This is a genomic window from Sphingorhabdus sp. M41, assembly GCF_001586275.1.
GTDB lineage: Bacteria > Pseudomonadota > Alphaproteobacteria > Sphingomonadales > Sphingomonadaceae > Parasphingorhabdus.
In genome coordinates this window covers 1972454-1997010 of sequence record NZ_CP014545.1, presented here as the reverse complement: position 1 = coordinate 1997010, position 24557 = coordinate 1972454, and the positions used below count along the sequence as shown (strand labels likewise).

At 56.7% G+C, this 24557-nt stretch carries 30 protein-coding genes; 11 read left to right on the top strand and 19 right to left on the bottom strand.

The window, feature by feature from the left end:
• Positions 1-13: 13 nt before the first annotated feature.
• Together AZE99_RS09510 and AZE99_RS09505 are read left to right on the top strand one after the other, a co-directional pair.
• Entirely contained in the window at positions 14-487 is a 474-nt protein-coding gene (locus AZE99_RS09510) for an anthrone oxygenase family protein (protein ID WP_231862734.1), read from the top strand.
• Positions 484-990: a GNAT family N-acetyltransferase gene (locus AZE99_RS09505; protein WP_067200262.1), complete on the top strand. Its 507-nt coding sequence runs from the start codon at positions 484-486 to the stop codon at positions 988-990. Before AZE99_RS09510 ends, AZE99_RS09505 begins: the two co-directional genes overlap by 4 nt.
• 28 nt (positions 991-1018) lie before the next feature.
• Here AZE99_RS09505 and AZE99_RS09500 read toward each other — a convergent pair whose 3' ends face one another.
• The 8 genes from AZE99_RS09500 to AZE99_RS09465 form a co-directional block, all read right to left on the bottom strand.
• Positions 1019-1447: a cupin domain-containing protein gene (locus AZE99_RS09500; RefSeq protein WP_067200259.1), complete on the bottom strand. Its 429-nt coding sequence runs from the start codon at positions 1445-1447 to the stop codon at positions 1019-1021.
• Positions 1444-1881 carry a globin gene (locus tag AZE99_RS09495; RefSeq protein WP_067200257.1) on the bottom strand — a complete coding sequence of 146 codons (438 nt, stop codon included), beginning with the start codon at positions 1879-1881 and terminating at the stop codon, positions 1444-1446. Before AZE99_RS09495 ends, AZE99_RS09500 begins: the two co-directional genes overlap by 4 nt.
• Position 1882: 1 nt before the next feature.
• A complete protein-coding gene (locus tag AZE99_RS09490; RefSeq protein ID WP_067200255.1) occupies positions 1883-3364 on the bottom strand; it encodes a S41 family peptidase in 1482 nt (493 codons plus the stop codon).
• Positions 3365-3564: 200 nt separating this feature from the next.
• A complete protein-coding gene (locus tag AZE99_RS09485; protein WP_067200252.1) occupies positions 3565-5157 on the bottom strand; it encodes an isocitrate lyase in 1593 nt (530 codons plus the stop codon).
• 299 nt (positions 5158-5456) lie between these two features.
• Positions 5457-6104, bottom strand: a complete 648-nt coding sequence (locus AZE99_RS09480; RefSeq protein WP_067200249.1) for a TetR/AcrR family transcriptional regulator — start codon at positions 6102-6104, stop codon at positions 5457-5459.
• Positions 6101-6655: a cytochrome P450 gene (locus AZE99_RS09475; RefSeq protein ID WP_067200247.1), complete on the bottom strand. Its 555-nt coding sequence runs from the start codon at positions 6653-6655 to the stop codon at positions 6101-6103. The genes AZE99_RS09480 and AZE99_RS09475 overlap by 4 nt, the downstream gene beginning before the upstream one ends.
• Before the next feature lie 37 nt (positions 6656-6692).
• Positions 6693-6890, bottom strand: a complete 198-nt coding sequence (locus tag AZE99_RS09470; RefSeq protein ID WP_067200244.1) for a hypothetical protein — start codon at positions 6888-6890, stop codon at positions 6693-6695.
• A gap of 141 nt (positions 6891-7031) precedes the next feature.
• On the bottom strand, positions 7032-8948 hold the full coding sequence (locus AZE99_RS09465) for a pyrroloquinoline quinone-dependent dehydrogenase (protein WP_082788491.1): 1917 nt from the start codon (positions 8946-8948) through the stop codon (positions 7032-7034).
• A gap of 431 nt (positions 8949-9379) precedes the next feature.
• On the opposite strand from AZE99_RS09465, the gene AZE99_RS09460 reads away from it, so the two are divergent.
• Positions 9380-9778 carry a hypothetical protein gene (locus tag AZE99_RS09460; RefSeq protein ID WP_156472187.1) on the top strand — a complete coding sequence of 133 codons (399 nt, stop codon included), beginning with the start codon at positions 9380-9382 and terminating at the stop codon, positions 9776-9778.
• Positions 9779-10110: 332 nt separating this feature from the next.
• Here the strand turns inward: AZE99_RS09460 and AZE99_RS09455 are convergent, their stop codons facing one another.
• Complete coding sequence (locus AZE99_RS09455; RefSeq protein ID WP_067200239.1) at positions 10111-11904, bottom strand: SLC13 family permease; 1794 nt, start codon at positions 11902-11904, stop codon at positions 10111-10113.
• Positions 11905-12092: 188 nt separating this feature from the next.
• Between AZE99_RS09455 and AZE99_RS09450 the strand changes: the two genes are divergently transcribed.
• Complete coding sequence (locus AZE99_RS09450; RefSeq protein ID WP_067200236.1) at positions 12093-12896, top strand: lipid II flippase Amj family protein; 804 nt, start codon at positions 12093-12095, stop codon at positions 12894-12896.
• 30 nt (positions 12897-12926) lie between these two features.
• Here the strand turns inward: AZE99_RS09450 and AZE99_RS16120 are convergent, their stop codons facing one another.
• The 4 genes from AZE99_RS16120 to AZE99_RS09435 form a co-directional block, all read right to left on the bottom strand.
• Positions 12927-13079, bottom strand: a complete 153-nt coding sequence (locus AZE99_RS16120; RefSeq protein ID WP_156472186.1) for a hypothetical protein — start codon at positions 13077-13079, stop codon at positions 12927-12929.
• A gap of 69 nt (positions 13080-13148) precedes the next feature.
• On the bottom strand, positions 13149-13577 hold the full coding sequence (locus AZE99_RS09445; RefSeq protein ID WP_067200234.1) for a DoxX family protein: 429 nt from the start codon (positions 13575-13577) through the stop codon (positions 13149-13151).
• The gene (locus AZE99_RS09440; RefSeq protein ID WP_067200231.1) at positions 13574-14002 is read right to left on the bottom strand and encodes an ion channel; all 429 of its coding nucleotides are present in this window, start codon (positions 14000-14002) and stop codon (positions 13574-13576) included. Before AZE99_RS09440 ends, AZE99_RS09445 begins: the two co-directional genes overlap by 4 nt.
• 6 nt (positions 14003-14008) lie before the next feature.
• A complete protein-coding gene (locus AZE99_RS09435; protein WP_067200228.1) occupies positions 14009-14650 on the bottom strand; it encodes a hypothetical protein in 642 nt (213 codons plus the stop codon).
• 238 nt (positions 14651-14888) lie between these two features.
• Between AZE99_RS09435 and AZE99_RS09430 the strand changes: the two genes are divergently transcribed.
• Entirely contained in the window at positions 14889-15095 is a 207-nt protein-coding gene (locus tag AZE99_RS09430) for a cold-shock protein (RefSeq protein WP_067200226.1), read from the top strand.
• 76 nt (positions 15096-15171) lie between these two features.
• Here AZE99_RS09430 and AZE99_RS09425 read toward each other — a convergent pair whose 3' ends face one another.
• Positions 15172-16320 (bottom strand): ribosomal protein uL16 3-hydroxylase, encoded by a 1149-nt coding sequence (locus AZE99_RS09425; protein ID WP_067203507.1) that lies wholly within the window; start codon positions 16318-16320, stop codon positions 15172-15174.
• Positions 16321-16448: 128 nt separating this feature from the next.
• On the opposite strand from AZE99_RS09425, the gene AZE99_RS09420 reads away from it, so the two are divergent.
• Together AZE99_RS09420 and AZE99_RS09415 are read left to right on the top strand one after the other, a co-directional pair.
• Complete coding sequence (locus AZE99_RS09420) at positions 16449-16994, top strand: pseudouridine synthase (protein WP_067203505.1); 546 nt, start codon at positions 16449-16451, stop codon at positions 16992-16994.
• Positions 16995-17052: 58 nt separating this feature from the next.
• On the top strand, positions 17053-18018 hold the full coding sequence (locus AZE99_RS09415; RefSeq protein ID WP_067200224.1) for an alpha/beta fold hydrolase: 966 nt from the start codon (positions 17053-17055) through the stop codon (positions 18016-18018).
• Between the two features lie 48 nt (positions 18019-18066).
• On the opposite strand, the gene ung is transcribed toward AZE99_RS09415, so the two are convergent.
• Positions 18067-18771: a uracil-DNA glycosylase gene (gene ung / locus AZE99_RS09410; protein WP_067203503.1), complete on the bottom strand. Its 705-nt coding sequence runs from the start codon at positions 18769-18771 to the stop codon at positions 18067-18069.
• Between the two features lie 132 nt (positions 18772-18903).
• Between ung and AZE99_RS09405 the strand changes: the two genes are divergently transcribed.
• The 4 genes from AZE99_RS09405 to AZE99_RS09390 are packed head-to-tail and all read left to right on the top strand — an operon-like array spanning position 18904 to position 21953.
• Entirely contained in the window at positions 18904-20037 is a 1134-nt protein-coding gene (locus tag AZE99_RS09405) for a beta-ketoacyl-ACP synthase III (RefSeq protein WP_067200222.1), read from the top strand.
• Between the two features lie 15 nt (positions 20038-20052).
• Complete coding sequence (locus AZE99_RS09400) at positions 20053-20457, top strand: GFA family protein (protein ID WP_067200220.1); 405 nt, start codon at positions 20053-20055, stop codon at positions 20455-20457.
• The gene (locus AZE99_RS09395; protein ID WP_067200217.1) at positions 20454-21017 is read left to right on the top strand and encodes a hypothetical protein; all 564 of its coding nucleotides are present in this window, start codon (positions 20454-20456) and stop codon (positions 21015-21017) included. Before AZE99_RS09400 ends, AZE99_RS09395 begins: the two co-directional genes overlap by 4 nt.
• Before the next feature lie 30 nt (positions 21018-21047).
• Positions 21048-21953, top strand: a complete 906-nt coding sequence (locus tag AZE99_RS09390) for an alpha/beta hydrolase (RefSeq protein ID WP_067200215.1) — start codon at positions 21048-21050, stop codon at positions 21951-21953.
• A gap of 2 nt (positions 21954-21955) precedes the next feature.
• On the opposite strand, the gene AZE99_RS09385 is transcribed toward AZE99_RS09390, so the two are convergent.
• The 4 genes from AZE99_RS09385 to AZE99_RS09370 form a co-directional block, all read right to left on the bottom strand.
• Positions 21956-22732: an enoyl-CoA hydratase gene (locus tag AZE99_RS09385; RefSeq protein WP_156472184.1), complete on the bottom strand. Its 777-nt coding sequence runs from the start codon at positions 22730-22732 to the stop codon at positions 21956-21958.
• Positions 22732-23562 (bottom strand): SDR family NAD(P)-dependent oxidoreductase, encoded by an 831-nt coding sequence (locus AZE99_RS09380; protein ID WP_067200213.1) that lies wholly within the window; start codon positions 23560-23562, stop codon positions 22732-22734. The genes AZE99_RS09385 and AZE99_RS09380 overlap by 1 nt, the downstream gene beginning before the upstream one ends.
• The gene (locus AZE99_RS09375; protein ID WP_067200210.1) at positions 23562-23879 is read right to left on the bottom strand and encodes a DUF3297 family protein; all 318 of its coding nucleotides are present in this window, start codon (positions 23877-23879) and stop codon (positions 23562-23564) included. The genes AZE99_RS09380 and AZE99_RS09375 overlap by 1 nt, the downstream gene beginning before the upstream one ends.
• A gap of 105 nt (positions 23880-23984) precedes the next feature.
• Positions 23985-24386: a DUF805 domain-containing protein gene (locus AZE99_RS09370; RefSeq protein ID WP_067200209.1), complete on the bottom strand. Its 402-nt coding sequence runs from the start codon at positions 24384-24386 to the stop codon at positions 23985-23987.
• Positions 24387-24557: the final 171 nt, after the last annotated feature.

Genomic DNA, 24557 nt, shown 5'->3' with positions numbered 1-24557 from the left:
CCCCTTGCAGGACGTGATTACCGCAACCCTCTGGTTCGCCGCGCTATCGGTCGGCATCATGGCGGGCGTCTATTTCACCTTCTCCGCCTTTGTCATGCAATCGCTGGACGCGGCGGGGCGGCCGGCCGGCATGGCGGCGATGCAGTCGATCAACCGGATCATCCTGAAATCGCTGTTCCTGCCTTTATTCTTCGCCAGCAGTCTCGCCTGTCTGCTGCTCGCGGTCTTTGGCGTGATGCAGTGGGGCAACGCGGGTGCCTGGCAGATGGTGACCGGTGGCTTTGTCTATCTGGCCGGCATGCTGGCGGTGACCGCAGCGGCCAATGTCCCGCTCAACAATGCGCTCGAGGCGACCGACGCGGCAGGTCCGGACGCCGAAGCGATGTGGCGCCGCTATATGCAGCGCTGGCTGCCGTGGAACCATGTGCGGACGGTCAGCTGCACCGTGTCGCTGGCCCTGCTGATCGGGGCGATTGCCGCGCGATGAGCCTTGTCATCCGCCCGGAACGGCCCGCCGATCGGCAAGCGATCCACGATATCACCCGGCGCGCCTTTGCGCCGATGGACTATGCCGGTGGCAATGAGCAGGATCTGATCGACCGGTTTCGGGACGCCGGCGCGCTGGCCATCTCGCTGGTCGCCGAGCTTGACGATGCGGTCGTCGGGCAGGTGACTTTTACGGAGGCATTTGCCGCCGACGGTTCGCCCGGCTGGTATACGCTGGGGCCGGTCGCGGTGGAGCCGGAATTGCAGGGGCAGCATATCGGCAGCAAGCTGATCGAGGCCGGGATAGAGATGCTGCGCCAGCGCAATGCCGCGGGCTGCGTGCTGACCGGTGATCCCGCCTATTACAGCCGCTTCGGTTTCCGCCCGTTTCCCGACCTCTGCCCGGATGGCGAGCCTGCCGCTTATTACCAGATATTGCCCTTGCGGGTAGCGGTACCGCAGGCGGTGGTCGCCTTTCATCCGCTGTTCTACGGTCCATCCTGAGATGGCGGGGCACCATTTTCCGCGATGCTCAGCCGCCGGGCGACCAATCTGCCGCCGCCAGTTCGAAGCCGGAAAATTCGAAGGCTGGCGAGACGATGCAGCTGACCAGAGTCCAGCCCCGGTCCGCATGGGCCGCTTGCCAGTGGCCGGTCGGGATCAGATGCTGCGGCGCCTGTCCCGCGATGATATCGGGACCCAGGCTGACGTCCGCCACCGGCCCGCTGTCATCCGCCGCGCTGCGCAGGGTGAGCGGGCTGCCGGCGTGCCAGAGCCACAGCTCGGTCGCGTCCACCCGGTGCCAGTGGGATTTCTGTGCCGCCTCGAGCAGGAAATAGATGGCGGTTGCGCTCGCCCGCTCGGTCTCCGCCGCCGGCGCGCGCCAGGTCTCGCGATACCAGCCGCCCTCTGGATGGGGCAGCAGGCCGAGCCGTTCGATGATCGCCCGCGCTTCGCTCACGTCCGCACCGGCACTTCGCTGTTGCGGTCCACGGTCGCGACCTTGGCGACCAGCCCGTCCGCCTGCCGCTGCCAAGCGGCGCTCGCGCCGTCGGGCCAGTCGGCACCGGCGCGGGTCGCCATGGTCTCGATCACCAGCGCAAACCAGGCCGCATAGTCATGCGGGGTGAAGTCGGCATAATTGTGATGCAGGTCGATGAAATTGGTCACCGCATGATCGACCCACCATTCGCTAGCCGCCAGCCCGAGCATCGCCTCCAGCGTCTCCCGCGTCATCCGCTCGCGCGCCGCTTCGGGGTTGAGAAAGACCGGGGCATAATGCGGGTGACCGGCGATAAACCGGTTGAACAATTCGGCAGCCATGCCGTCATAGCGATCGCCGAGCGTTACGAGACTGTCTTCCATCACGGCGTGATCGGTCTGATGCGCGGCCATGTCAGAAAGACCCCGGCACTTCGCGTTGAGCCGGGGTTGGCCGGTCCGGCATCAGCAGCTCGCGAGCTTGGGAAAGCGGAGCGCGTTGAGCGGAGGAGCGTGTCGTGGCACTGCTTGTCGCGCCCTCGAGCGCGCCGCTGATCGGGGTGCAGGCGGCGCCGGACAGAAAGCCGAGAGCGCGCGCTGTCGAGGCTTCGCCAGGATCGCCGAGCGGCAGGCTGATATCGTCCGCCGCCTGGCAGCTGTTCGCCAGCGAACCGGCCAGGCCGCCAAAATAATCGGCATTGCCGTCGGCATTCTCGGTGGCAAAGGCGACGATCCGCAGCCGGTCGTCGCAGGCGCTGAGGTCCAGCCCGATCTGTCCGACCGGCTTGCCATAGGTGTTGCTGCCGACCAGCGCCATATTGGCGTCTAGATAGGGGATCATCGCGTTGATCACCAGCTCGCTGGCCGAGGCCGAGGCACCGGTGGTGATGAAGGCGATCCGCGTCGGTGCGACCGCTTGCTCCTCGAACCGGAAGTTGCGGGTATCGTTATTGGCCGACTTGCTGGCGCGGAAGCGGGTGACCGACTGGACATCGCTGGCAAAACGGTCGCGGCCGAGCAGATCGGCGAACAGCTCGGCGGTCCGCACCAGGCCGCCGCCATTATAGCGCAGGTCGATGACCAGCTCGGTCACACCGGCGTTGCGGAACTGCAGAAACGCATCGCGCAATTGCGGCTCGGCGCTGTCGATGAAGCTCCGCAGATTGACATAGCCGGTCCGGGTCCCCGCATTGTCGATGATCTGCACGCCATAGCGTGGCGAGACTGGCTGGAGCGCATAAGCGGCCTTGCTCACGGTGGTCGTCGTCTCAACGCCCGCTGCGTCGCGAAAGCGCAGCACGCGGCTGGTCCCGGCGATCGACGGGCCGAGCGCGCTGCTGACCGCGCTGGCACCACCCTGCGCGAAGAGCGACGTGACGGTCTGGAGATTGCTGCTGCTAGTTCCGATCGCAAGCAATTCCGCACCACGATCGATACCGGCGGCCAGCGCTGGCGCGCCTTCGAATGCGTCGAGAACGAACACCCGCGAGGCGCTGCTGTCATAGCTCAGCCTTATGCCAAAGCCCGCTGTAGCGCCCGAGTTGAGGAAGGCATTCTCCTCGGCGATCGAGGTGATATAGGTAAAATAGCGGTCCCGTCCCTGACTGCGTGCAGTGGCGGTAAGAGCATCGATATAATCCTGCACCGATCCATAAGGCGCCGGGCTCAGGCTGGCTGGCAGTGTCTCCGCGAACAGATACCATTGGTTGATCTGGTCAAATGCCCAGTTTTGACGGCCTTGCAATGAACAGGTGGTGCTGACCGGCGTGGGCGTTGGCGTCGGGGCTGCCCCGCCACCGGTTGGCAGGCTCACAGGGCTGCTACTGCCGCCGCCACCGCCACAGGACGAGAGCATCGCTGCCAGTGCCAATATCGAAGCGGATTTCCGCAATGTCATCCTGTCCCCTATACAAGATTGGACCGGTTACAAATCCAATATTTGAAACCCAATCTCAAAACCCTGATAGCGTTCGGGTCAATTGTCCACCCAGAAAAAATCCGCCGGCATCGCTGCCGACGGATAGTTTTTCCTCCCCAGGAAAACTGTTAAATCAGGTGCCCCGCAAAGGGGGCTGGGGGCACCCGAACTCTGGCTGTTTAGCCGAACTGGTTCATCGTATTGTGCGCACCACCAGCTTTCAGCGCTGCTTCACCGGCGAAATATTCCTTGTGATCATCGCCAATGTCGCTGCCCGACATGTTCTGGTGCTTCACGCAAGCAATACCTTCGCGGATTTCTTTGCGCTGCACGCCGAGGACATAGCCCAGCATACCAGCGTCGCCGAAATATTCCTTGGCCAGATTGTCGGTCGACAATGCTGCAGTATGATAAGTCGGCAGGGTGATCAGGTGATGGAAGATACCGGCGCGCTTAGATCCATCGGCCTGGAAGGTGCGGATGCGCTTGTCAGCCGCTTCACCCAGTTCGGTGTCATCATATTTCGCGTCCATCAGGCCGTCACGATCATATTCGGAAACGTCGAGCCCTTCCGCAGCCATCGCATCATAGACCTGCTGACGGAAGTTCAGCGTCCAGTTGAACGAAGGAGAGTTGTTGTAAACCAGCTTCGCATTCGGAACGACTTCACGCACCCGGTCCATCATGCCGGCAATCTGCTCAACGTGCGGTTTCTCGGTTTCGATCCACAGCAGGTCGGCTCCGTTCTGGAGCGAGGTGATGCTGTCGAGAACGCAACGGTCCTCGCCGGTACTAGGACGGAACTGGAACAGGTTGGAAGGCAGGCGCTTCGGACGCAGCAGCTTGCCGTCGCGGTTGATGATGACGTCGCCATTTTTCGCGGTCGCCGGATCGATTTCTTCGCAATCGAGGAAGCTGTTATACTGGTCGCCGAGATCGCCCGGTTCATTGGAAACCGCGATCTGCTTGGTCAGGCCAGCGCCGAGCGAATCGGTGCGGGTGACGATGATACCGTCGGTTACGCCCAGTTCGAGGAAGGCATAGCGGCAGGCACGGATCTTCGCGAGAAAATCTTCATGCGGCACGGTAACCTTGCCGTCCTGGTGACCGCATTGCTTTTCGTCGGAAACCTGGTTTTCGATCTGCAGGGCGCAGGCGCCGGCTTCGATCATTTTCTTGGCGAGCAGGTAGGTGGCTTCGGCATTACCGAAACCGGCGTCGATATCGGCAATGATCGGAACAACATGAGTCTGGAAATTCTCGACCTTGTCCATCGCCGCTTTCTCTGCGGCACTGTCGCCGGCTTCGCGCGCCGCATCAATGTCGCGGAACAACAGGTTCAGCTCACGGGCGTCAGCCTGGCGGAGGAAAGTGTAGAGCTCTTCGATCAGCGCCGGTACCGAAGTTTTTTCGTGCATCGACTGGTCGGGCAGGGGACCGAACTCGCTGCGCAGCGCAGCCACCATCCAGCCGGACAGATACAGGTAACGTCGTTTGGTGTCGCCGAAATGTTTCTTGATCGAAATCATCTTCTGCTGCGCGATGAAACCGTGCCAGCAACCCAGCGACTGGGTATATTTGGAGCTGTCGGCATCATATGCAGCCATATCCTCGCGCATGATCGCGGCGGTATATTTGGCAATATCGAGGCCGGTCTTGAAGCGGTTCTGCAATTGCATGCGGGCAACGGACTCAGCGTCAATGCCGGTCCATGTGCCGTTCTGGCTGTTAATCAGACTGTCGGCTGAGCTTTTGAAATCTTGATAAGACATGATATTCTTCCTTAAACTGGGGAGGCGGTTATCCGATATGCTGTAAAATTATTTGCAGCGTCTGAAAGGATGTTTGGTCGGGTTTAAGGGTTCACGCCAGTGTTTTTTGTCAATTAATGAGTCGTAATGTCTGAGAACTGGGAATATATCTTGTTAAAGTGTAAATAAATTTACAGCAGGTTGTTTGCGCTGGTCTCATGGTTGGAAAGATATCGCCCAGTCGTCGCCAAGTGCTTTTGGCGCAGCGACTGGCTTGAAGGCAATGGCAGCGGTTAACCGTTCTCGTGCCATCGAGAAGGTCAGCTGCCGTCAGGACGCTGGCCCGGCAGATCGATCAGCAGCCGGAATGCAGCAACCGTTGCGTCAAAATCGCTTTGCTCGTTACGAAGCTCTGTGACCGAGCCGATGCCGTTTATCACAAACGCCATAAGCAATTCGACCGAGATGTTGACATTCGTAACATCGGGCAACTCGCCAGCAACAACGGCGTCGCCAAGAATCGCCTGGAATATCTTTGTTAGACCCAGCCTGGCTTCCAATATTCGGTGGAATATATCGGGATTTCGCAGCAGTTGCGTTTGCGCTGCATTGCCGATGCCCTGGAAAAATCCATGCGTCCGGTAAATTTCAGAAGCTGATTTCAGAATTGCATTCAGCCTGCTGCGCCAATCACCTTCAAAATCTGCGGCCTTGTTAAAAGCGACTGCGATCTGTTCATAAACATCGACTACCGCGGCAATGAACAAGGCGTCCTTGGACTCGAAATGATTATAGACGGCCGCAGCGGTCATGCCAGATGCTTCCGCAACATCGGACAGCTTCACATATTTATAGCCGTGGCGAGCGAAGAGATGTGAGGCATTGACGATCAGCTTGGCGCGGCTCTGATCGCCGGATATGCCTTCCGGCCTGCCACGCTGTCGCAGAGTTTTAGCGCTGGCCTTCATCGTTTTTCAAAGCCGAGATGCATTTCCGCGATCGGCAGAAAGGCGAGGCTGCACTCGTGAACCGGATCGGGCAGGTCCTTGGCCAGCCTGATGTTCTTGAGGCGCCGGGTGATGTCGCCAATGGCCGTCGTCATCTGCCGGCGATCCAGTTTCGCGCCAACGCAGAAATGCGCGCCGGAATCGAATGCCAAATGTGCCCCGGCATTGCTCCGCTCCATGTCAAATCTGTGCGGGCATATAAATTCTCGGTATCCCCGGTTGGCCGCGCCATAGCGTATGATCACATAGGATCCCTCGGGGATCATCGTGCCGTCCAGTTCCACATCCCGCCGGGTTACCCGAAACAGGCCCTGAACCGGACTTTCCCAGCGCGAGGTTTTCTCGACAAATTTTTTGATCTTGCCGGGCTTCTCGAACAGAATCTGATGAAGTTCCGGCCTTCTTACCAGCAGCCAGATCGCATGGGCAACGGCACTTTGCGTGGTCTCAAAGCCGCCGGTGATGAACTGATGCATCAGGTTCTGCCGCTCGTGCATGGTCAATGGCTCCATATCATCGCCATGCGCGTGCACCAACGCAGAAATAAGGTCATCCTTCGGATTTCGACCGTCTTAGTCCAAACATGTCCGCAAAATGCTGTGCTTCCACTTCTATATTGGCGACAGTCAGGAGTTCCTCCTCATCGGTCACGAACCGGATGCTGCGATAGCAAGGCTCGGGGCAAGCCTTTGCCGGACAAATGACGCCGACAAAGGCGCTGGACAGTTCGATTGCACCGGAAACCATTATCGTCCGCTCAACCTGATTTTGTCCCTGCTTTTGCTCTGCTGTTGCCAGTATTGTGTTGAGGTCGGGGATTACGACAGCGCGGCGACTGAAACTCCGCCTGCGGATGCCCGGAAACAAATGCCGCTCGCTCCTCGCTATTTACCGTGGCAGTGCGAATGCCACCAAATTGTCTCCGAGCTTCGTGTCCAAATTCGAGGCTCCGCCGGCGGCAATGACGACATATTGTCGCCCTTTCCAGACATAGCTCATCGGCGTTGCTTGGCCGCCAGCGGGTAGGCGGCCTTTCCACAATTCCTTGCCGGTCGCCGCTTCGAAGGCGCGCAGATAATGATCCGATGTGGCGCCGATAAACACCAGCCCTCCTGCAGTCACTATCGGGCCGCCAAGCGCGGGTGTGCCCAGTTTTGACGCGAAGCCTCCGGGGGCAAGATCTTCGGTTGTCCCCAATATCTGTCGCCAGACGATCTTCCCGCTATCCAGATCAATCCCGGCCAGCACCCCCCATGGCGGCGGCGTGCAGGGCAGGCCGAGCGGAGAGACAATCACCGCGCGGGTCATGCCGTAAGGTGCACCCTCCATCGGTGCGAATTCGTCATCATCGTTGATCTTGTTCGCTTTGCCGCCATCCTTCACATTGGGCTGTAGCCGCGTATATTGGCCGATATTGTTCATGTTGATCACCAGCAAATTGCGCCGGGGGTCAAAGGCGGCGCTGCCCCAATTGGCCCCGCCGCCGGTGAAAGGCAGCGATAATGTACCCTGGATGGTTGGCGGCGTGAAAAGCCCTTCTGCGCGAAGATTCTCCAATTGTGCCTTGCAAGCCAACCTGTCCCAAAGCGTGAGCCCGAAGGCATCGCTTGGGTCCACCCTGTCGGGAACGATATTGGGCGTTCCGACAGGAAAGGGTTGGGTTGGTGAGATGGTTTCTCCTTTTTCAGCCTGTTGCGGAACAGCCCGCTCCTCGACCGGCAAAAAGGGCTCTCCCGTATCCCGGTCGAGCACGAATACCAGGCCCGTCTTGGTTACCTGCGCCACCACGTCATGGGCCTTGCCATTGCGCCAGACCTGATAAAGACCCGGTTGGGCGGGGAGGTCGTAGTCCCAGATATCGTGATGAACCGTCTGGAAATGCCAGGCGACGGTACCGGTTTCCGCATTCAGCGCGACAACACTATTGGCATAGAGATTATCCCCCGGCCGGTTGCCGCCATAATAGTCCGGACTGGGGCTGGATGTTGGGATGATGACAAGCTTGCGTGCCTCATCGATCGAAATGGTCGACCACACATTGCTGTGGCCACCGCGTATATCTGGCGAACCGGACAGCGGATCAAAGGTCCATTTTGTTTCCCCGGTACGCACGTCAAAAGCGAAAACAGTGCCTTTGGGCGCATCGGTTCGCAGATTGTCGCCAATCGAAGTGCCGGTTACAACCGTGTCGCCAATGATTGCCGGCGCGGATGTGATCTGGAATTCGCCTGGCCAGCGGAGCGATATCGAAGGTTGAATTCGCCGGGTGCCGCCAGTGCCGAAATCTTCGCATGGCTTTCCGGTTTTGGCATCCAGTGCGATGAGCCGCGCATCAACCGTTCCGGTAAACAGGCGCGCAGAACACTGGGAGCCTTTGTTAGCTCTTTCGTCTTTCCAGTATGAGACGCCGCGACAAGTATATTGGTTGGCCGGATCGCTGTCGGTGGGTACGTCGGGATCATAACGCCACTTTTCCTCGCCCGTCCCCGGATCAACGGCGATCACCTCGTTGAACTGGGTGCAAAATACCAGCGATTCCTCCACCAATATCGGAGTGGTCTGCAGAGCGCTGCTTTGCCGAGCTTCATCGCTCTTGCCATCAAATGCACCGCTTTTATGGGTCCATGCTATAGTCAACCGATCGACGTTAGCGGTGTTGATTTGGCTAGCTGCCACATAGCGATTACCCCCTTTGTCGCCGCCATATTCTGTCCAACTTGCTCCAACATTGCCGACATCCTTGCGGACGATCAGGGCATTGCCTTCAATCGTCAGATCATCAGTGAGACCAAGCGCAGACCACATAGCCGAGCCTCCCAGAACACTGATCCCGCAAAACAGGATCATGAGGATGAAGGCGATACGGAGGGGAGACAGCTTCATATTCCAACAATAGCACAGATACGAACTGTTTGAACGGGGGAAGCGTGGTTGCAAAATATTCGTCGTGCGCAAAATGGCCTCTGCCCGCTTTCCTGATAGAGCAGATTTGATGCTTATGTAAGCTATGGGCCAACAGCCGACGAGAGAAACTTCCAGAAAAACAACGGAAATCGTGACAGACTTCGCAGGCGTTCACAAATCGGGAAAAGTGCCTCTATCGTTTTGTTTGCAAAGCCGAACACATCATCGGATGCTAGGCAGGAAAATTTGTCCGAGAGACGTGGGACAGGCTCTTAACTGAAAGCAGAACGTTACGTAAATATTAACATCTACCGAGTACGGGTATGGCAACTATGTTGGATGAACATATCGACAACCAGCGATCGCGACCGCAAAGACACGCGCGACTTGTTAAACTGCAATTGTTTAACGACCGCATTGGGAATTGTACGGCAACCATCAGAAATATCACCGAAAAGGGCGCCGGAATCAAGACTGAAACTCAGTTGATAACCGGGGAGAGCCTTATAATCACCATCGGTGGTTTCGAACCGATTAACACAGTTGTCCGCTGGTACAAATTGGGCAGTGCGGGCCTGGAGTTTGAAACGCCATTCGATATTAAACTGCTTCAGTTTAACAAATCACACGAAGCTGAAGGAATATATAAGTGCAAAGATGGGTATCAGGTTTTTGACAGATTTAAGCCGCATTCCGACTTCCGTCGTCCCGGAATGCGCAGTCGCCGCTAAAATTTATCTACCAAAGCCAAGTCGATCTCAGGCGTATTCAGCTATGCTCGACGCACCCGTCTGCAGAGCTTCCGTTCTACGATAACATTAGCCCAGCAGAATTGCATGGTTCGCGCACCGGTCTCAAGTAGCCAGCCAAGTCAGTTGGCCTACCTGCCATGACCGAAAAATTCCAAAAAGAATCCGCTATTTTTGACCAACGGGACTTCGACTCCCTCCGATCTGGATGTCCTGCGATGGGATCGGTACGGCCACGACCCCGATGCCTGTGAGTGAGGATTATTCATCAAAGGCTTTGGCATGGCTGAGATCGTTCATGAGTACAGGTCCAATCACAGCGGCCAGATCAGCGGAATGATGAGGATCGAGGTGATGGCAATAAGGACAGTCAGCGGCAGGCCATAGCGGGCGAAATCGAGGAAGCGATACCCGCCCGCACCATAGACCAGAGTATTGGTCTGATAGCCGATTGGCGTCAGGAAACTGGCGCTGGCGGCAAACATCACCGCAATCACAAACGGCCGCGGATCAACGCCAAGCGAAATCGCGAGTTGGATAGCAATCGGGGTGACCACGATGGCGACGGCATTGTTGGTAACCAGTTCAGTCAGCATAAGGCTCAACAGATAGATGGCCGCGAGAGCAAAAACCGGAGGGATACCAGACAGCCAGGGAGTCGCCGCCGCGACCAACATCTCGACGAGACCGGCATTTTCCAGCGCAGTGCCGATAGCAAGCATCGCCACAATCAAACCGATGATCCGCCAGTCAACCGAGGCGAAGGCTTCGTCCGGTTCGATGCAGCGGGTCACCAAAACCGCGGCCATTCCAAGCACTGCAAGTCCGGCAATCGGCATGACGTCGAAAGAAGCCGCAAGGACGACAGCGAGGATTACTGCGATAGCGATAGGCGCTTTATGTTTACGGAAACCGCGGGTCTTGGGCTCGCTGACGTTCATCAGATTTTCGCCCGCGACCAGACGACGGATATTTTTTTGTGCGCCCTCGAGCAGCAAAGTGTCGCCGACCTGCAGGGTGGCACTCTCATATTGCTCGGTCAGATTGCTGCCCTTTCGGTGCATCGCAATCGGGTGGACTCCATAGCGCTGCGGCAAAGCGGCATCTTTCAGGCTTTGACCGATCAGATGGGCATCCGGCAGCAGCAATATCTCGGCCAGCATCGACCTGTGTGATGACATCGGAACAAACTGTTGCTTGTCGTCGCTTTTTGTCAGCGGTAGTTTACCACGCTCGCGAATGGTCATTACATCTGCTTCATTGGTGTGCAGAACCAGAACATCGCCTTCCCGGATCACGCATTCCGCCATCGATTGCCGGATCGAGACATCATCCCGGATGACATCCACCAGCCGCCGTTCGCCACTCCGGAAAAGATCAACTTGGCCGGCTATCTGACCGACATAAGGCGAGGTGCCGACGATGAAGACTGACATCGTGTAGCGCTTCGCCTGGCCGTCTTCGAGTAGAGAGGACATTGTGTCGCGATCCGGCAGATAGCGACGGGTCAGTGCAAGATAGGTGACACCGACCAGCGCGACCACGATACCGGCGGGAGCGATCTCGAATATCGAAAAGCCGGTCAGGCCGCTCTTCTGTGCAACACCGTCGACCAATATGTTGGTGGAAGTGCCAATCAGGGTGCAGGTGCCGCCCAATATTGCGGCAAAGGATATCGGCATCAGGATCTTGGAGGGGCGCTCACCGAGTTCTTTGGCCAGCGTGATACCGATCGGGATCATCATCATCACCAGCGGCGTATTATTGGTAAAGCCCGACAAGGCCGCGATTGCAACCAGCAGCAAGCCGGTGGCCAGAACCGGTGATGACTTGGCCAGTCCGGTGACCTTGAGCGCAAAGGCTTCCAGTGTGCCGGTCCTGACCAAAGCGCCGGAAATGATGAACATCGCGGCAATGGTCAGCGGCGCAGGGTTGCTCATTGCCGCCAGTATATCGTCGGTTGAGATGAGGCCGAGAACCAGCAACAGGCCTGCCGCGCCTATGGCGGTAACCTCCGGTGGCCGAATTTCGGTCGCAAAAGCGATCAACAGCAACAGGAGTATGAAACCGACAAGAGCGGGAGCATAAGGCGCAAGAACAGGAAGCATGAACAGGTCCGATCAATGGGGCGCGCTGGATAGTGAAATTTCCAATAAATCGGAGTGCGAACCGACGCTAGACAGAAAGCGCTGAGCCGCACAAATTATTGTTTGGCTATCGCAAGTTTTGGTTCATGGGCGTTTTCGTTTCGTGCCTGTTTTGCACATGATTCTGTCGGTTAACATCGGAACAAATAATGGATCAGCAGCTAGTAATAATTTGCGGTTTGACCTTTTCTATCCATCTGATCGGTGCACTGGCCTATTCGGCCCGCATTGCGGGAGTGCGAACCGGGCGGATTGCGGTATCCTTCGCGCTGTTCAATATTCTGGTTCTGGTGTCGCGACTGTCCAACAGCTTCCTCGGGCCATTTCTCGCAAAGCGGATCGAAAATGGCCTGGCCAATGGCACAGGTGAGGGGCTGCTCACTGATTTCCGTCTGGTTCTGCTGGCGGCAACCGCTGCGACCATCGTCGGAGCCTTGCTGATTCCGACCGTGCAACGCTGGTTCAGCAGCGCGATTTTGCAGTTTCACGAGCATCGCTCAATGCCGCGGCTGATCTGGCACGCCTTGACAAAGGGCGGGATCGGCTACGTCGGAAGAACCGTCACCGCGCCCAAGGTCGTGCATATCACCGACCTGCGCAAGCCGCGCGGCGTATCGATGACGATCATCTTCCTGAACATAGTTGCCCAAGCGTTGCTGACGGTTGGTGTCGTTGGATCACTATATGCTGGTTACCTCAATCCCGAATATCGGGTTACGGCATCACAGCTTTCTGCCGTGATCAACGGATTTGCGACGATCCTGTTGTTTGTTGTCATCGATCCACAATTGTCAGTGATGACCGATGATGTGGTCAGCGGCCGAGTCAGTCAGCCGATGTTCCGGCGGACCATCACCTGGTTGTCGCTGAGTCGAGTCGGCGGTACATTGGTGGCTCAGGCACTGTTGCTGCCGTCTGCGCTGCTTGTTGCTTATATCGCCGGGGTTGTCTGAAGAGTTAAACATCCCATTTGCCTGTTGCAGCTAGCTCAGCGCTGGAATGATCCATACCATCGACATCACCACAACAGCGAGCAACAGCGACGCCGCCAGCACAATGCGGACATTATGCGGTCCGCGCGGCTTGTTGCTAGCCTCGCGCTCGGTTACTTCTATTCGATCGCCGTGCTTTTCCATGTCGTGCTCCTTTGCCGTTGTCAAAATAGCGACAACAATCATAACATAAATACCCGCTTAAGGGCAGGTTTACGAATTTTTGGGCTGGAACGGCCAGTTGATGACACCGCCGGCTATCAACGCCCACCAGATAAAGACCGGCTGAAAGGCAAGGCGAGGGCCGTGATAGAGCCAGCTTGCAGTCTCTCCGCCGATTGCGATATTGTTGATCGCGTGGTTGATATTGGCCGGATAGACACAGAGTGCATAGAGCGCGAGGCCGATCCCCGCAGCATGGCGTACTCCGGGTGCGATTTTAGGTGGGACCATCAAGCCGATGGCTCCGGCAAATTCGGCTACGCCAGTGAACAGGATGACAAACTCTGCGAACGGCACCCAGTCGGGCGTGATCGCTAGAAACCCCGAGGGTGAGCGGATATGGGCAATCCCGGCGATCAGATAGAAAATGGCCAGGAGCCAGCGGAAAACGCGGCGCGTAAAGCTTTCCGGTATATTCATCTACCGCTTCTCATGCGAGCGATGACGGTAACGAAGAATGCGGTCGACCAGCCGAGCAGAATAAAACCATTGAGACCCTCAATCGCCGCGATCATTTCCCAGTGGGTTGCCAGCCCTTCGCTATTATAACCGGTGGTGGAATATGTAATGGTTGAGAAATAGATCGCCTGGTCAAATGTCGGTAACGCATCCAGCACGCGATAAATCACCGCATAGGAGAATATCTCGATGCCGTGCAGCAGGAACAGGCCCATCACCAGGCCGAGCGTGACGGCAATGCCGCGAACGGACATTGGGTGGATATCTTCTGCTGCTTCTTCACGTGCTTCGATCCGTAGCCATCGGCCGAGCAAAAATATGCCGACCCCGTGAGTGAGCACTGTGAGCAGGATCATCCCGGCGCCGATGAGCAGTTCGGTGAGCATTGTTTCCTAGTCGCCCCAGGGCGCAGGTGGCGGTGTCACCGGCCTGGACAGATCAAATTCGACCCGGAAGTGGCGCCCGTCCGATGTTTCCGGACGCCGCAATTCATAGCTGAATTGGGCGTCGGATTGACCCGGCGGACTGATTTCGACGGCCCAGACATTGGTCACCGACTGATCGAGGCCATTGGCCTTGAAGGAAGCAATAGATTCTGCATCTGCCGGGAATTCCTGCCGGTCTGCCGTGCCGTCGCTTTCGGTATCGCCGCCATAATTAGTGACGCTGTCCAGGCTGCCATCCTCGTGACGATGCCGGTGCTTCAGGCGCAGCCCATTGTCCGTGCGGGTGACGATCCATGTGCGCGAACGGTCCCATTTGTCGCTACCCTCGGCAATATGGAAGGGGATCTGGATCTCGTGAAGATCGCAGGATGCCGCGTGCATGATCATCGGCTTGCCCGCCATATCTGCGTCGGCTTCCTGTTCGGATACCAATATGCCCGCATAAGCCTTGCCGCAGAGCAGGCTCAGCCGTTCAAAAAACAAATCCTGCTGGGATGGTTCCGGCGTCGGACCGGCAGGTGAATCGCATGCCGCGAGCGGGAAACAGAGAAAAAGCGTGGCCGCGCAGGTCAATATAGGTTGTTTCATCGGTGCTATTGCTACACAATTTCCGCGCGCCATGAAACCGTCGAAATTCATCTGTTTGCTTATTGACGAATAGGCTGCTATAGGCCTGTCAGCTAATAAATCGCGTTACGAAGAAATCTAGGTTTCGCAACCCCTAAGGTCGCATACTCTTTTTCCCATTTCTCGAAGTTGGCCAATCCCGTCCGGTTCTGCATTTTGCATGATCGGGCATAATTAAGTTATGAATAGGAATAAGACTATGCCTACAGGCACCGTAAAATTTTTCAACACCGACAAGGGCTATGGTTTCATCGCTCCTGAAGATGGTGGCGATGACAGCTTCGTGCACATTACAGCAGTTCAGGCTGCCGGAATGCAGTCGCTCGAAAAAGAACAGCGTCTCACATATGATGTTGAAACCGGAAATAACGGCAAGAAAGCCGCAGTAAACCTGCAGCAGGCTTAAGCCTAAAGCCGAATACGGGAAAGGGCGGGAGTGCTTGGCACTCCTGCCCTTTTTTTGTCCTGAATCTGGCTTCAGCCTAGCCCCAGTCGAAGGACAGGCTGCCGCGATTATATAGTCCGGCGAGCAACTCCACCACGGCGTCCGACATTTGCCATTCCGGGTTGATGACAAATTGCTCCTGGGCGCACAGCATTGCGGCCAGCGCGGCCGTTTCCTCCACGCAAGGAAAGCATTCGCCGTCGACGAACAGCAGCAGCTTGTCTCCATCCTCCCGGACAAAGGAAAAGCGGCTGGCAGGGTTGCGGAGCAGAGGATGATTCTCGGCCATCAGCGCGCGCAGGTGCTCTGTCTCGATCGGGTCCTCAGGACGCCAATCGGTGTCGGGATATCTCGGCGTGCTGCTATATTTGCCAAACCATCGTGCGAAAGCCGCGCGGTCGGCCAGTTTCTCGGTAATCATGGCGTGAAGCCGGTCGATGGCGGCCCCGGGTATCTCTCCGGGATTTTGCTGAACCGACAGATCGGGATCGCAGTAACGGTCGTCATCGGTCATCTCGGGCAGCAGGTCGTCGCACCAGTTGCCGATCAGTTCCTTGCGCGAGGGCGAACGAAAACCGATACTATAGGTCATGCAATCCGTGCCGACTGCAACACCATTATGGGCGATGCCCGGCGGAATATAGAGCATGTCCCCGGGGTTCAATATCCATTCTTCCGCGACGTCAAATTCGGAGAGCAGCAGCAAGTCCTCGTGCGAGCGCAGGGCCGTCTGATCGTCGCACTTGCCGCCGATCTGCCACCGGCGCTGGCCTAGGCCCTGGACCAGGAATACATCATAATGGTCGAAATGCGGGCCCACTCCGCCGCCATCGCTGGCAAAACTGACCATTACGTCATCTATCCGCCAGTTGGGGATGAAACGGAACGGTTCGATCAGCGCAGCCACATCCGGAATATGCTGATCAACTGCCTGCACGAGCAAGGTCCATGGGGACTTGCCCAACTCACCGAAGCGCGTTTCGGGCAGCGGACCGTGTTCGGCGTTCCAGTCTTCGCTCGATTGCGTGATCAGCCGGGATTCCACATGGTCTTCGCAGGCAAGGCCAGCCAGTTCATCAGGTGACAGCGGGTTTTGCCACGACTGCCAGGGATTTCTGATCAGCAGCGGGCGTTTCTGCCAGTAATCGCGCAGAAAAGCGGCGGTATCGAAATTGTTCAATTGCATCGGCATGCGCTACACAATTTCGTGCGGGAACGGTAGTGATAGCGGCAAGGATTATGCGGCAGGCGCGTATCTTTGCCGGCACGGCTTTGCTGCGTTGCTCAATCTGCTCCCTGCTGCCAAAGGGGGACATGACAAAACTCATCCTCTTCAACAAGCCCTTTGGCGTGCTGCCGCAATTCACCGATCGGGGAAGCGAGACAAAGCGTCCGACGCTTTCGAACTTTATCGACGTTCCCGGCGTCTATCCTGCTGGCAGATTAGACCGGGACAGCGAAGGGCTGATGATGCTCACCGACGATGGCAAAATGCAGGCGCGGATTGCGGATCCGAAATATAAAACGCCGAAAACCTATCTTGTTCAGGTCGAAGGCGATGTTGCAGAAGAAAGCCTCGGCATGTTGCGGCAGGGTGTCGAATTGAAAGACGGGTTGACCAGACCCGCGGAAGTCGAGCGGATCGCCGATCCGGACCTTTGGCTCCGCGATCCGCCGATCCGGGTGCGCAAGAGCGTGCCAGATTGCTGGCTCAAGCTGACGATAAGCGAGGGCAGAAATCGGCAGGTTCGCCGGATGACTGCCGCTGTCGGCCATCCTACCCTGCGGCTGGTGCGCTGGAGCATCGGCGACTGGTCGCTTGAGGGATTGCAGCCGGGCGAATGGCGCGCCGACGAATAGGCCATTTGCGCCTGGCCGCTTTTTCGATACAAAAGCCTATCGGCAGAGGGAAAAAACTTTGAAAAAGACGATCCGTATCATTCTGCTGCTACTGGTCCTGCTGGCGGCAGCCTTTTTCATTTTCCGGACGCCCGACACCGACCGCACCGAGATGATCGCCAAATATGGCAATGAATCCTCGCGATTTCTCGACGACGGTCATGGTACCAAAATCCATTATCGCGACGAGGGCAACAAGGATGGGCCGGTGCTGCTCCTCATACACGGATCGAACAGTATGCTCCAGACCTGGGAACCGCTGGTGGCACTGCTCGGCGAAAAATATCGCCTGATTTCCTTGGATCTCTATGGAAATGGTCTGACCGGCCCCAATCCAACCGGTGCCTATGATGCCGCAACCAATATCGCAGCGGCTGTCAAGGTGCTGGATGCGGCTGGCGTCGACAAGGCCTATTGGGTCGGCAACAGCATGGGCGGCTGGCTGACGTGGCGCGCCGGCTTGTCGGAGTCCGAGCGTATGTCGGGTCTGGTCTTGATCGATGCTTCCGGCGCGCAGGTCGCGCAAAAAACCCGCCCCTATCTTGGCGCCAGGCTGGCGCAATCATGGATCGGACAAATGCTGCTGCCCGAAATCACCCCCCGCTTTCTGGTCAAGTCATCGCTGGAGGAAAGCTTCGGACAGCCGGAGCGGCTGACCGAGGAACAGGTCGACCGCTATTGGGAATTGCTGCGTTTTCCCGGCAATCGCAGAGCCTCCGTGGATCGAGCAAAGACGGACCGCGAACTGGAAAAATGGGCGGAAGTCAAAAATCTGAATATGCCGGTGCTGCTGCTGTGGGGAGAGCAAGACACGGTCATCCCGCTATCCCACGGGCGGGCATTTGAGGCTGCGATTCAGGGAAGCAAGCTGATCATCTATGCGGATGCCGGCCATATTCCGATGGAGGAAACCCCGGAACAGGTCGCGCGGGATATCGACTCTTGGATTGAGAATGTTGATGCAGAGGCCACTGCACCGAAATAGAGTCCCTGTGGACGTTGATTGCCGCGACCGGTTTGCCGCATTGTCGCCTCAGGAGTTGATGTCCGGCAGGCTCCAGTCGATCGGGGCCAGTCCATTCTGCTTTAGAAAGGCATTGGCCTTGCTGAAATGCCGACATCCGAAAAATCCGTTATAAGCCGACAGCGGCGAGGGGTGAGGGGCTTTTAGCACGAGATGCTTGCCACCCTGTTCCACACTTTTCACGAACGACGCCTTTTTCTGGGCATAGCTTCCCCAGAGCATGAACACGACGGGCTCCGGTTTCCCTGCAATCAGACGCACGATCGCATCGGTAAACTGTTCCCATCCCTTGCCGCGATGTGAAGCGGCATTGGCCATCTCGACGGTCAGGACGCTGTTGAGCAGCAACACGCCCTGCTTAGCCCAATGTTCGAGAAATCCGTGGGCAGGGCGCGCCAGTCCGAGATCGCTTTCCAGCTCCTTGTAGATATTGACCAGCGATGGCGGAGGCCGGACGCCGGGCTGCACACTGAAGCACAGGCCGTGGGCCTGGCCCGGTCCATGATAGGGATCCTGCCCCAGGATCACGACCCGCACTCTGTCGAGGGAAGTAAGGTCCAGCGCGCGAAAATATTCCTCGTCACTGGGGTAAATTGCCTTGCCAGCAGCTTTCTCGTGCAGCAGAAATTCCTGCAATTCGGCCATATAATCACTCGCGAATTCGCCAGCGAGGGGTTTCTTCCAGCTATCATCAAGTTTCACGCGATCATTCATATCCTGCTGATAGCAAGCCGTTGTTGATAGGCAAGGCAGGATCAACCCCGCTTGCCAGTTTGGTCTGGGGAGATTACCGTCGCATGCAAGCGCCATCAGAAAGCGCAAGCGCAGAAGGAAAAGCATCTTCCCATGACCAACAGTAATATTCCCGTTATTTCCGCAACCGGCCTGTTCACGCCGGAAGACAGTATCAGTAATGAAGAACTGGTCGCCAGTTTCAACGCTTATGCCGATCTCACCAACCGTGAGAATGCAGAGGCGATCGCAGCGGGTGAAATCGAAGCATTGCCGCACAGTTCGGTGGAGTTTATCGAGAAGGCTTCGGGCATCAAGTCACGTTTCGTGCTTTCCAAAGATCCGATTCTCGATCCGGAGGTGATGTGCCCGCGTTTGCCCGAACGTCCGAACGAGGAAATCTCGGTTCTGGCCGAAATCGGTGTCAAAGCGGCACTCCAGGCCCTTGAAAGGGCAGGGCGCAAGCCGGAAGATGTCGATGCGGTGCTATGCGCCTGCTCGAACCTGCAGCGTGCCTATCCGGCGATCGCAGTCGAAATACAGGCTGCACTGGGAATCGAAGAGGGCTTCGGTTTCGATATGAACGTCGCCTGTTCCTCGGCGACCTTCGGCATCCAGACAGCGGCTGACTATATCCGCTCCGGCAGCGCCAGATCGGTGCTGGTGATCAATCCGGAAATCTGTTCCGGCCATCTCAACTGGCGCGACCGGGACAGCCATTTCATTTTCGGCGATGTGGCGACAGCGATCCTCGTTGAAGCCAAAGATATCGCACCGGCGCAGCATTGGGAAATCGTTGGCACGAAATTGAAGACGCAGTTCTCCAACAATATCCGCAACAATTTCGGTTTCCTCAACCGCACCCATCCGGAAAGCCGCGACGACAAGGACAAGCTGTTCGTCCAGGAAGGACGCAAGGTGTTCAAGGAAGTCGTGCCTATGGTTGCCAACATGATCAACGAGCAGATGGAACGCCTCGGAATCGAGGCGGGTTCGCTTCGCCGCCTCTGGCTGCATCAGGCCAATGCCGGGATGAACCGCCTGATCGCCCAACGCGTGCTTGGCCATGAGGCGAGTGACGATGAAAGCCCAACCGTTCTCGATACATATGCAAACACATCATCCGCCGGCTCGATCATCGCCTTCCACAAATATGGCGACGATCTGGCAGACGGGGATATCGGTCTGATCTGTTCCTTTGGAGCGGGCTATTCGGCGGGGACAGTTTTTGTGCGCAAGGTTGCGTGAAGAGGGAGATTTGAGATGACAATGACAGGCCAGTGTCTATGCGGTGCGGTAAGCTATACAATCGAGGGAGACCTGCAGATGTGCGGCGTCTGTCATTGCAAAAATTGCCAGCGACAGGCGGGTAGCTCCTATTCCGTACTTTTCGCGGTGGCCGATAACCAGATTGAGATCAGCGGCGACCTCACGACATATGACGATCATGCCGACAGCGGCAATGTCGTCCAACGCCATTTCTGTGGCACCTGCGGTTCGCCAGTGAAAACCTCGCTGCCGACCCAGCCGGGCATGACCTACATCAAGGCGGGAACGTTAGACGATACCAGCGTGCTGCATCCGCAAATTCACTTCTGGACCAGCAGCAAACAGTCCTGGGTCGAGATTGATCCGAATGTCCCGCAAATGGAAGGAAATCCGGGATGATCAAAACCAGGAAAATAACGGCGGCGGTCATGACCTTTGCGCTGCTCGCTGGCTGTGTCGATCCCTTAGAAAAAGGGCAAGCGGATGAAGCTGATGTCGGATCTGAGCTTGCCTCGATCATCCTTCAGCCCGATGGTATCTCGCAGGGAGAAGGCATGCGTTTTCCCTATGGTGCCGAAAAAGCCGAAGTCATCGCCATGCTCGAACATTTTGGTCCGGTACATCAGAACAGTAATGAAGAATGCGGCGCCGGACCGATGGAAACCGCTTCCTCGCCGGCTGCTGGCCTGACGGCGAATTTTCAGGACGACGAGCTGGTTGGCTGGTTTTATGATGGTGACGGAAAATTGGCACGCACCGCTCAGGATATCACGGTCGGATCGACCCGTAGCGCTCTGGAACAAGCGATGCCGATCGCAATGCAAACGGACAGCACACTCGGCATCGAGTTTTTCTCCGGTTCCGGAGAAGCCGGATTTATCGCCGGATTCCTCTCGGATGAAAGCGACGATGCGACGGTCGATAGCCTCTATTCGGGTACAAGCTGCTTTTTTCGCTGACCATTTGAGGTTTCGATTTCGGAGAAAAACATGATCAGTTTACGGGCGCGCTTGCTGTTTTTTATCGTCCGTATTTCCGGGCTGAAAAACCATCTGCTCAAGCCCGGCAATGCCGAGAAATATATCGCGCGTGATCATGCACGGGGTCATGCGTCTCCCGTTCGCTGGCTGCGCAAGAATTGCGATATCGAGAAAATCGCGATTGATGGTCATCCCCTATACCGGTTTGATCCACGGAATAACGGTACTTCTCTGCATATTTTCTACCTGCATGGCGGCGGCTATGCGTTTAACATCGTTTCGCTGCACTGGCACTTCATCAAAAAACTGATCCGCAAGACCGGCGCAAGCGTCACGGTGCCGATCTATCCGCTATCACCGGAGCATAAATGGGACAGCAGCTATGCCATGGTGATGGAGGCGTTTGAACAGGCCGTTTCGCGATATGGCGCGGCGAATATTGTGGTAATGGGCGATAGCGCGGGTGGTGGCTTCTCGCTTGGCCTGTCCCAGATGCTGCGCAACCAGAACAGGGCTTTGCCGGGCAAATTGGTACTGCTCAGTCCCTATCTTGACCAAACAGCTGCTGACGAGATGCAGGCGGAACTGGAAAAGACCGATGTGCTTATTTCGGTGGAGGGTATTCACCGCCTCGGTTCCTGGTGGATGCGGGAAGGCGAGGACCCGGCGATGTTCCCGGACAGCCCCTTGTTCGAGCCGGTTGATCGATTGCCGCCGATGCTGGTATTTGCGGGATCCGATGAAGTGTTGCTGGCGGACTCGTTGCGGCTGAAAAAGAAGGGCGATGAATGCGGCGCGCAGATTGAGCTGAAGGTCTATGAACGGATGCAGCATGTCTGGATGCTGTTTCCCATTCCCGAGGCGAAAAGGGCGCTGGATGAAATTACTGGATTTCTGCTCGGTTCGAAAAGCTGAAGTCAGTCTTTCAGAGCCCGGCCCCGCTCGATTACCGCCAGTCGTCGCTGTTCGACGTCTTCCGCCGTTACATTGTCATTCCAGGCGTCGGTTGTCTGTTTTTCCAGCGCCATCGCGTCGCTAAAATTGCGGTCATAGCCTTCGAAGATCAGCTTTTTATAGGTTTTGAGAAATTCGGGATCGATGCTGGCCATGTCCGCAGCCAGAGCGCGGGCCTTCGGCATCAGTTCGTCGGCTGCATAGACATGGTTGACCAGACCCCAGTCGCAAGCGGTTTGGGCGTCAAGAAACTGGCCAGTGAAGCTGAGTTCGCAGGCTCTCGACAGGCCGATGAATCGCGAAAGTTTCTGAGACAGACCCCAGCCGGGAATGATCCCGACCCGGGCGTGGGTGTCGGCAAATCGGGCATTGGTCGAGGCGATGCGGATATCGCAGGCCAGCGCCAGTTCAAAGCCACCGGTGATTGCGACACCGTTGATAGCACCAATTACGGGCACGTTCAGCGATTCCAGTGCCCGACAGGGATTGCGCGCGGGATTCTGATCGGTGGCCGCACCGAGGCCCTGTTTTCCCAGTTCCTTGAGATCGAGGCCGGCGGTAAAGGCCCGTTCACCCGCCCCGGTGACGATGACAGCACGAATATTATCATCTTGGGAAATATCCTGGCAAGCGTCGAATAGTTCGCTCCGCAATGCATGGGACAAAGCGTTCATGGCTTCCGGACGATTCAGCGTGATCGTGGCAACTCCGCCTGACTTGTCCAGCAATATCAAGGCCATCAGTCACTGTCTCCCGTTTCATATTTTTGGGCGATTTGTGCGCCCATCGCACCGGTGATTGCAAAACATTGCTCTGGATCACTCTGTCGCAACAATGCGATTTGTTGCTCCATTCCTTCAGCGATGAGAAGCTCAGGAACATTATTGGCTACAGCCTCCAGAATCTGCCGCGCACATTCATCCGGTTCCATGCCATTGTCGATCGCGACATCGGATTTCCCGCGGCGCTCGCCTTCATTGGTCAGCGCGTTGCGCGAGACATTGGTGCGAATGGACCCTGGCAGGATATTGGTGACATGGATATCATGCATTTTCTCGGTTTCGGCGCGCAAGGCATCCATATAGCCGATCAGTCCATGCTTGGCAGCGCAATAAGCAGTGCGCAGAGGCACGCCCACACGTCCCGCTACAGAGCTAATCCCGACAATATGCCCGCCACCAGCCGCGATCATATGCGGCAGCAGCAACTGGGTCAGCCAGATCGGGGCGAGCAAATCGATATTGATGATCTTGTGATGCACGTCGGGATGGGTGTCGAGCGCCAGACTGCGCTGGCTGATGCCGGCATTGTTGACTAGAATGTCGACCTTGCCCTTCCAGTTTCGCGCTTCCTCAATCTTTGCAGGCAGGGCATCATAATCGGTTGTCTCAAAGGGCAGGATCAACGTATCGGTTCGGATATCGGCGGCAACTTGTTCAAGTGCCTCCGTCCGGCGGCCAGACAGGATGATGTGGGCGCCTTGTGCAGAAAAGGCCTTTGCCAATGCTTCACCAATCCCGGAGGATGCTCCGGTGATCCAGATAACCTTGCCGGAGAAACTGTCAGTCATTATCCCGCCTTGCTATGCTTCGGTGCGTCGTCGCCCAGATCTTCAAACCAAGCTTCCACTTCCCCGTTTAGCTTGATCAGCAACGGATTGCCTTTGCGATCCATGGTCTTCCCGGCCTGGACCTTCACCCAGCCTTCGGAAACGGAATATTCTTCGATATTATGTTTGCGGTCACCGCGAAAGTTGATCCCGATTCCGCGAGACAGCAAGTCGCCGCCATAATGCGGACTGCGTGGATTGATGGCAAGACGGTCCGGCGGGACGTCCGGGCCGGATGCTGCGCTGTTTGCGGTGTCGGGTTGCTGGTTGTCGGTCATGTTCTTTTCATACTCCAATTTGCTTGCGGCGCTTTGCCACAAACAGGCGGATAATCAAGCCTTCCCGGTTCGCTGACCCAGGACATCTTATGAATCCAAAACATCCTAGGCCTTTTCCTCCGATTTCGGATCGGGGCCATATCGATTTGCTCCACGGGTACCTTCAAGGCACATGAATACAAGCACGATCAATCCACCAATGAATGGAATAAAATTCAGCAAGACAAGCCAGCCTGTCTTGTCCTGATCGTGAAAGCGGCGAACCTGTATTGCGAGAGCGGGAATGAAAATCGCCAGGTAAAATAGCCCCAGCAAGATTGAGCTCGAACTCCACGTTGCCATCTGTAAATCATTTGTAGGGTCTGATGTCGCGGTAAATGTGCCGGTTATCAGTCCCAGGACCACGCCGATGAGCAAAATTAGCAGGAAGAACATCCAATATTCTTTGCGTCTGGAACGTCCGCTAAAATCCGCATAACGCCGCAGTGGCATCAACATCCATTGCATGATCCTTCTCCTATCGAGCCCAATCGCGTCGAGATTACGGGAAATAAACAGATAATCAAGCCGCCTCCGTGGGACGAAGCAATTTCTAACGCAGGCTTTTATGCTGATTGCATCTCTGCAGACCATTGCCTGTCGATTGGACTGATCGCCTTTTCTCCGGGATATATTCAT

Excerpts from the sequence above, each read along its gene's own strand:
- AZE99_RS09505 (WP_067200262.1), top strand. The coding sequence starts at position 484 with ATGAGCCTTGTCATCCGCCCGGAACGGCCCGCCGATCGGCAAGCGATC.
- AZE99_RS09495 (WP_067200257.1), bottom strand. The coding sequence starts at position 1,881 with ATGGCCGCGCATCAGACCGATCACGCCGTGATGGAAGACAGTCTCGTA.
- AZE99_RS09490 (WP_067200255.1), bottom strand. The coding sequence starts at position 3,364 with ATGACATTGCGGAAATCCGCTTCGATATTGGCACTGGCAGCGATGCTC.
- AZE99_RS09485 (WP_067200252.1), bottom strand. The coding sequence starts at position 5,157 with ATGTCTTATCAAGATTTCAAAAGCTCAGCCGACAGTCTGATTAACAGC.
- AZE99_RS09480 (WP_067200249.1), bottom strand. The coding sequence starts at position 6,104 with ATGAAGGCCAGCGCTAAAACTCTGCGACAGCGTGGCAGGCCGGAAGGC.
- AZE99_RS09475 (WP_067200247.1), bottom strand. The coding sequence starts at position 6,655 with ATGGAGCCATTGACCATGCACGAGCGGCAGAACCTGATGCATCAGTTC.
- AZE99_RS09470 (WP_067200244.1), bottom strand. The coding sequence starts at position 6,890 with ATGGTTTCCGGTGCAATCGAACTGTCCAGCGCCTTTGTCGGCGTCATT.
- AZE99_RS09465 (WP_082788491.1), bottom strand. The coding sequence starts at position 8,948 with ATGTGGTCTGCGCTTGGTCTCACTGATGATCTGACGATTGAAGGCAAT.
- AZE99_RS09460 (WP_156472187.1), top strand. The coding sequence starts at position 9,380 with ATGTTGGATGAACATATCGACAACCAGCGATCGCGACCGCAAAGACAC.
- AZE99_RS09455 (WP_067200239.1), bottom strand. The coding sequence starts at position 11,904 with ATGCTTCCTGTTCTTGCGCCTTATGCTCCCGCTCTTGTCGGTTTCATA.
- AZE99_RS09450 (WP_067200236.1), top strand. The coding sequence starts at position 12,093 with ATGGATCAGCAGCTAGTAATAATTTGCGGTTTGACCTTTTCTATCCAT.
- AZE99_RS16120 (WP_156472186.1), bottom strand. The coding sequence starts at position 13,079 with ATGGAAAAGCACGGCGATCGAATAGAAGTAACCGAGCGCGAGGCTAGC.
- AZE99_RS09445 (WP_067200234.1), bottom strand. The coding sequence starts at position 13,577 with ATGAATATACCGGAAAGCTTTACGCGCCGCGTTTTCCGCTGGCTCCTG.
- AZE99_RS09440 (WP_067200231.1), bottom strand. The coding sequence starts at position 14,002 with ATGCTCACCGAACTGCTCATCGGCGCCGGGATGATCCTGCTCACAGTG.
- AZE99_RS09435 (WP_067200228.1), bottom strand. The coding sequence starts at position 14,650 with ATGAAACAACCTATATTGACCTGCGCGGCCACGCTTTTTCTCTGTTTC.
- AZE99_RS09430 (WP_067200226.1), top strand. The coding sequence starts at position 14,889 with ATGCCTACAGGCACCGTAAAATTTTTCAACACCGACAAGGGCTATGGT.
- AZE99_RS09425 (WP_067203507.1), bottom strand. The coding sequence starts at position 16,320 with ATGCAATTGAACAATTTCGATACCGCCGCTTTTCTGCGCGATTACTGG.
- AZE99_RS09420 (WP_067203505.1), top strand. The coding sequence starts at position 16,449 with ATGACAAAACTCATCCTCTTCAACAAGCCCTTTGGCGTGCTGCCGCAA.
- ung (WP_067203503.1), bottom strand. The coding sequence starts at position 18,771 with ATGAATGATCGCGTGAAACTTGATGATAGCTGGAAGAAACCCCTCGCT.
- AZE99_RS09405 (WP_067200222.1), top strand. The coding sequence starts at position 18,904 with ATGACCAACAGTAATATTCCCGTTATTTCCGCAACCGGCCTGTTCACG.
- AZE99_RS09400 (WP_067200220.1), top strand. The coding sequence starts at position 20,053 with ATGACAATGACAGGCCAGTGTCTATGCGGTGCGGTAAGCTATACAATC.
- AZE99_RS09395 (WP_067200217.1), top strand. The coding sequence starts at position 20,454 with ATGATCAAAACCAGGAAAATAACGGCGGCGGTCATGACCTTTGCGCTG.
- AZE99_RS09390 (WP_067200215.1), top strand. The coding sequence starts at position 21,048 with ATGATCAGTTTACGGGCGCGCTTGCTGTTTTTTATCGTCCGTATTTCC.
- AZE99_RS09385 (WP_156472184.1), bottom strand. The coding sequence starts at position 22,732 with ATGGCCTTGATATTGCTGGACAAGTCAGGCGGAGTTGCCACGATCACG.
- AZE99_RS09380 (WP_067200213.1), bottom strand. The coding sequence starts at position 23,562 with ATGACTGACAGTTTCTCCGGCAAGGTTATCTGGATCACCGGAGCATCC.
- AZE99_RS09375 (WP_067200210.1), bottom strand. The coding sequence starts at position 23,879 with ATGACCGACAACCAGCAACCCGACACCGCAAACAGCGCAGCATCCGGC.
- AZE99_RS09370 (WP_067200209.1), bottom strand. The coding sequence starts at position 24,386 with ATGCAATGGATGTTGATGCCACTGCGGCGTTATGCGGATTTTAGCGGA.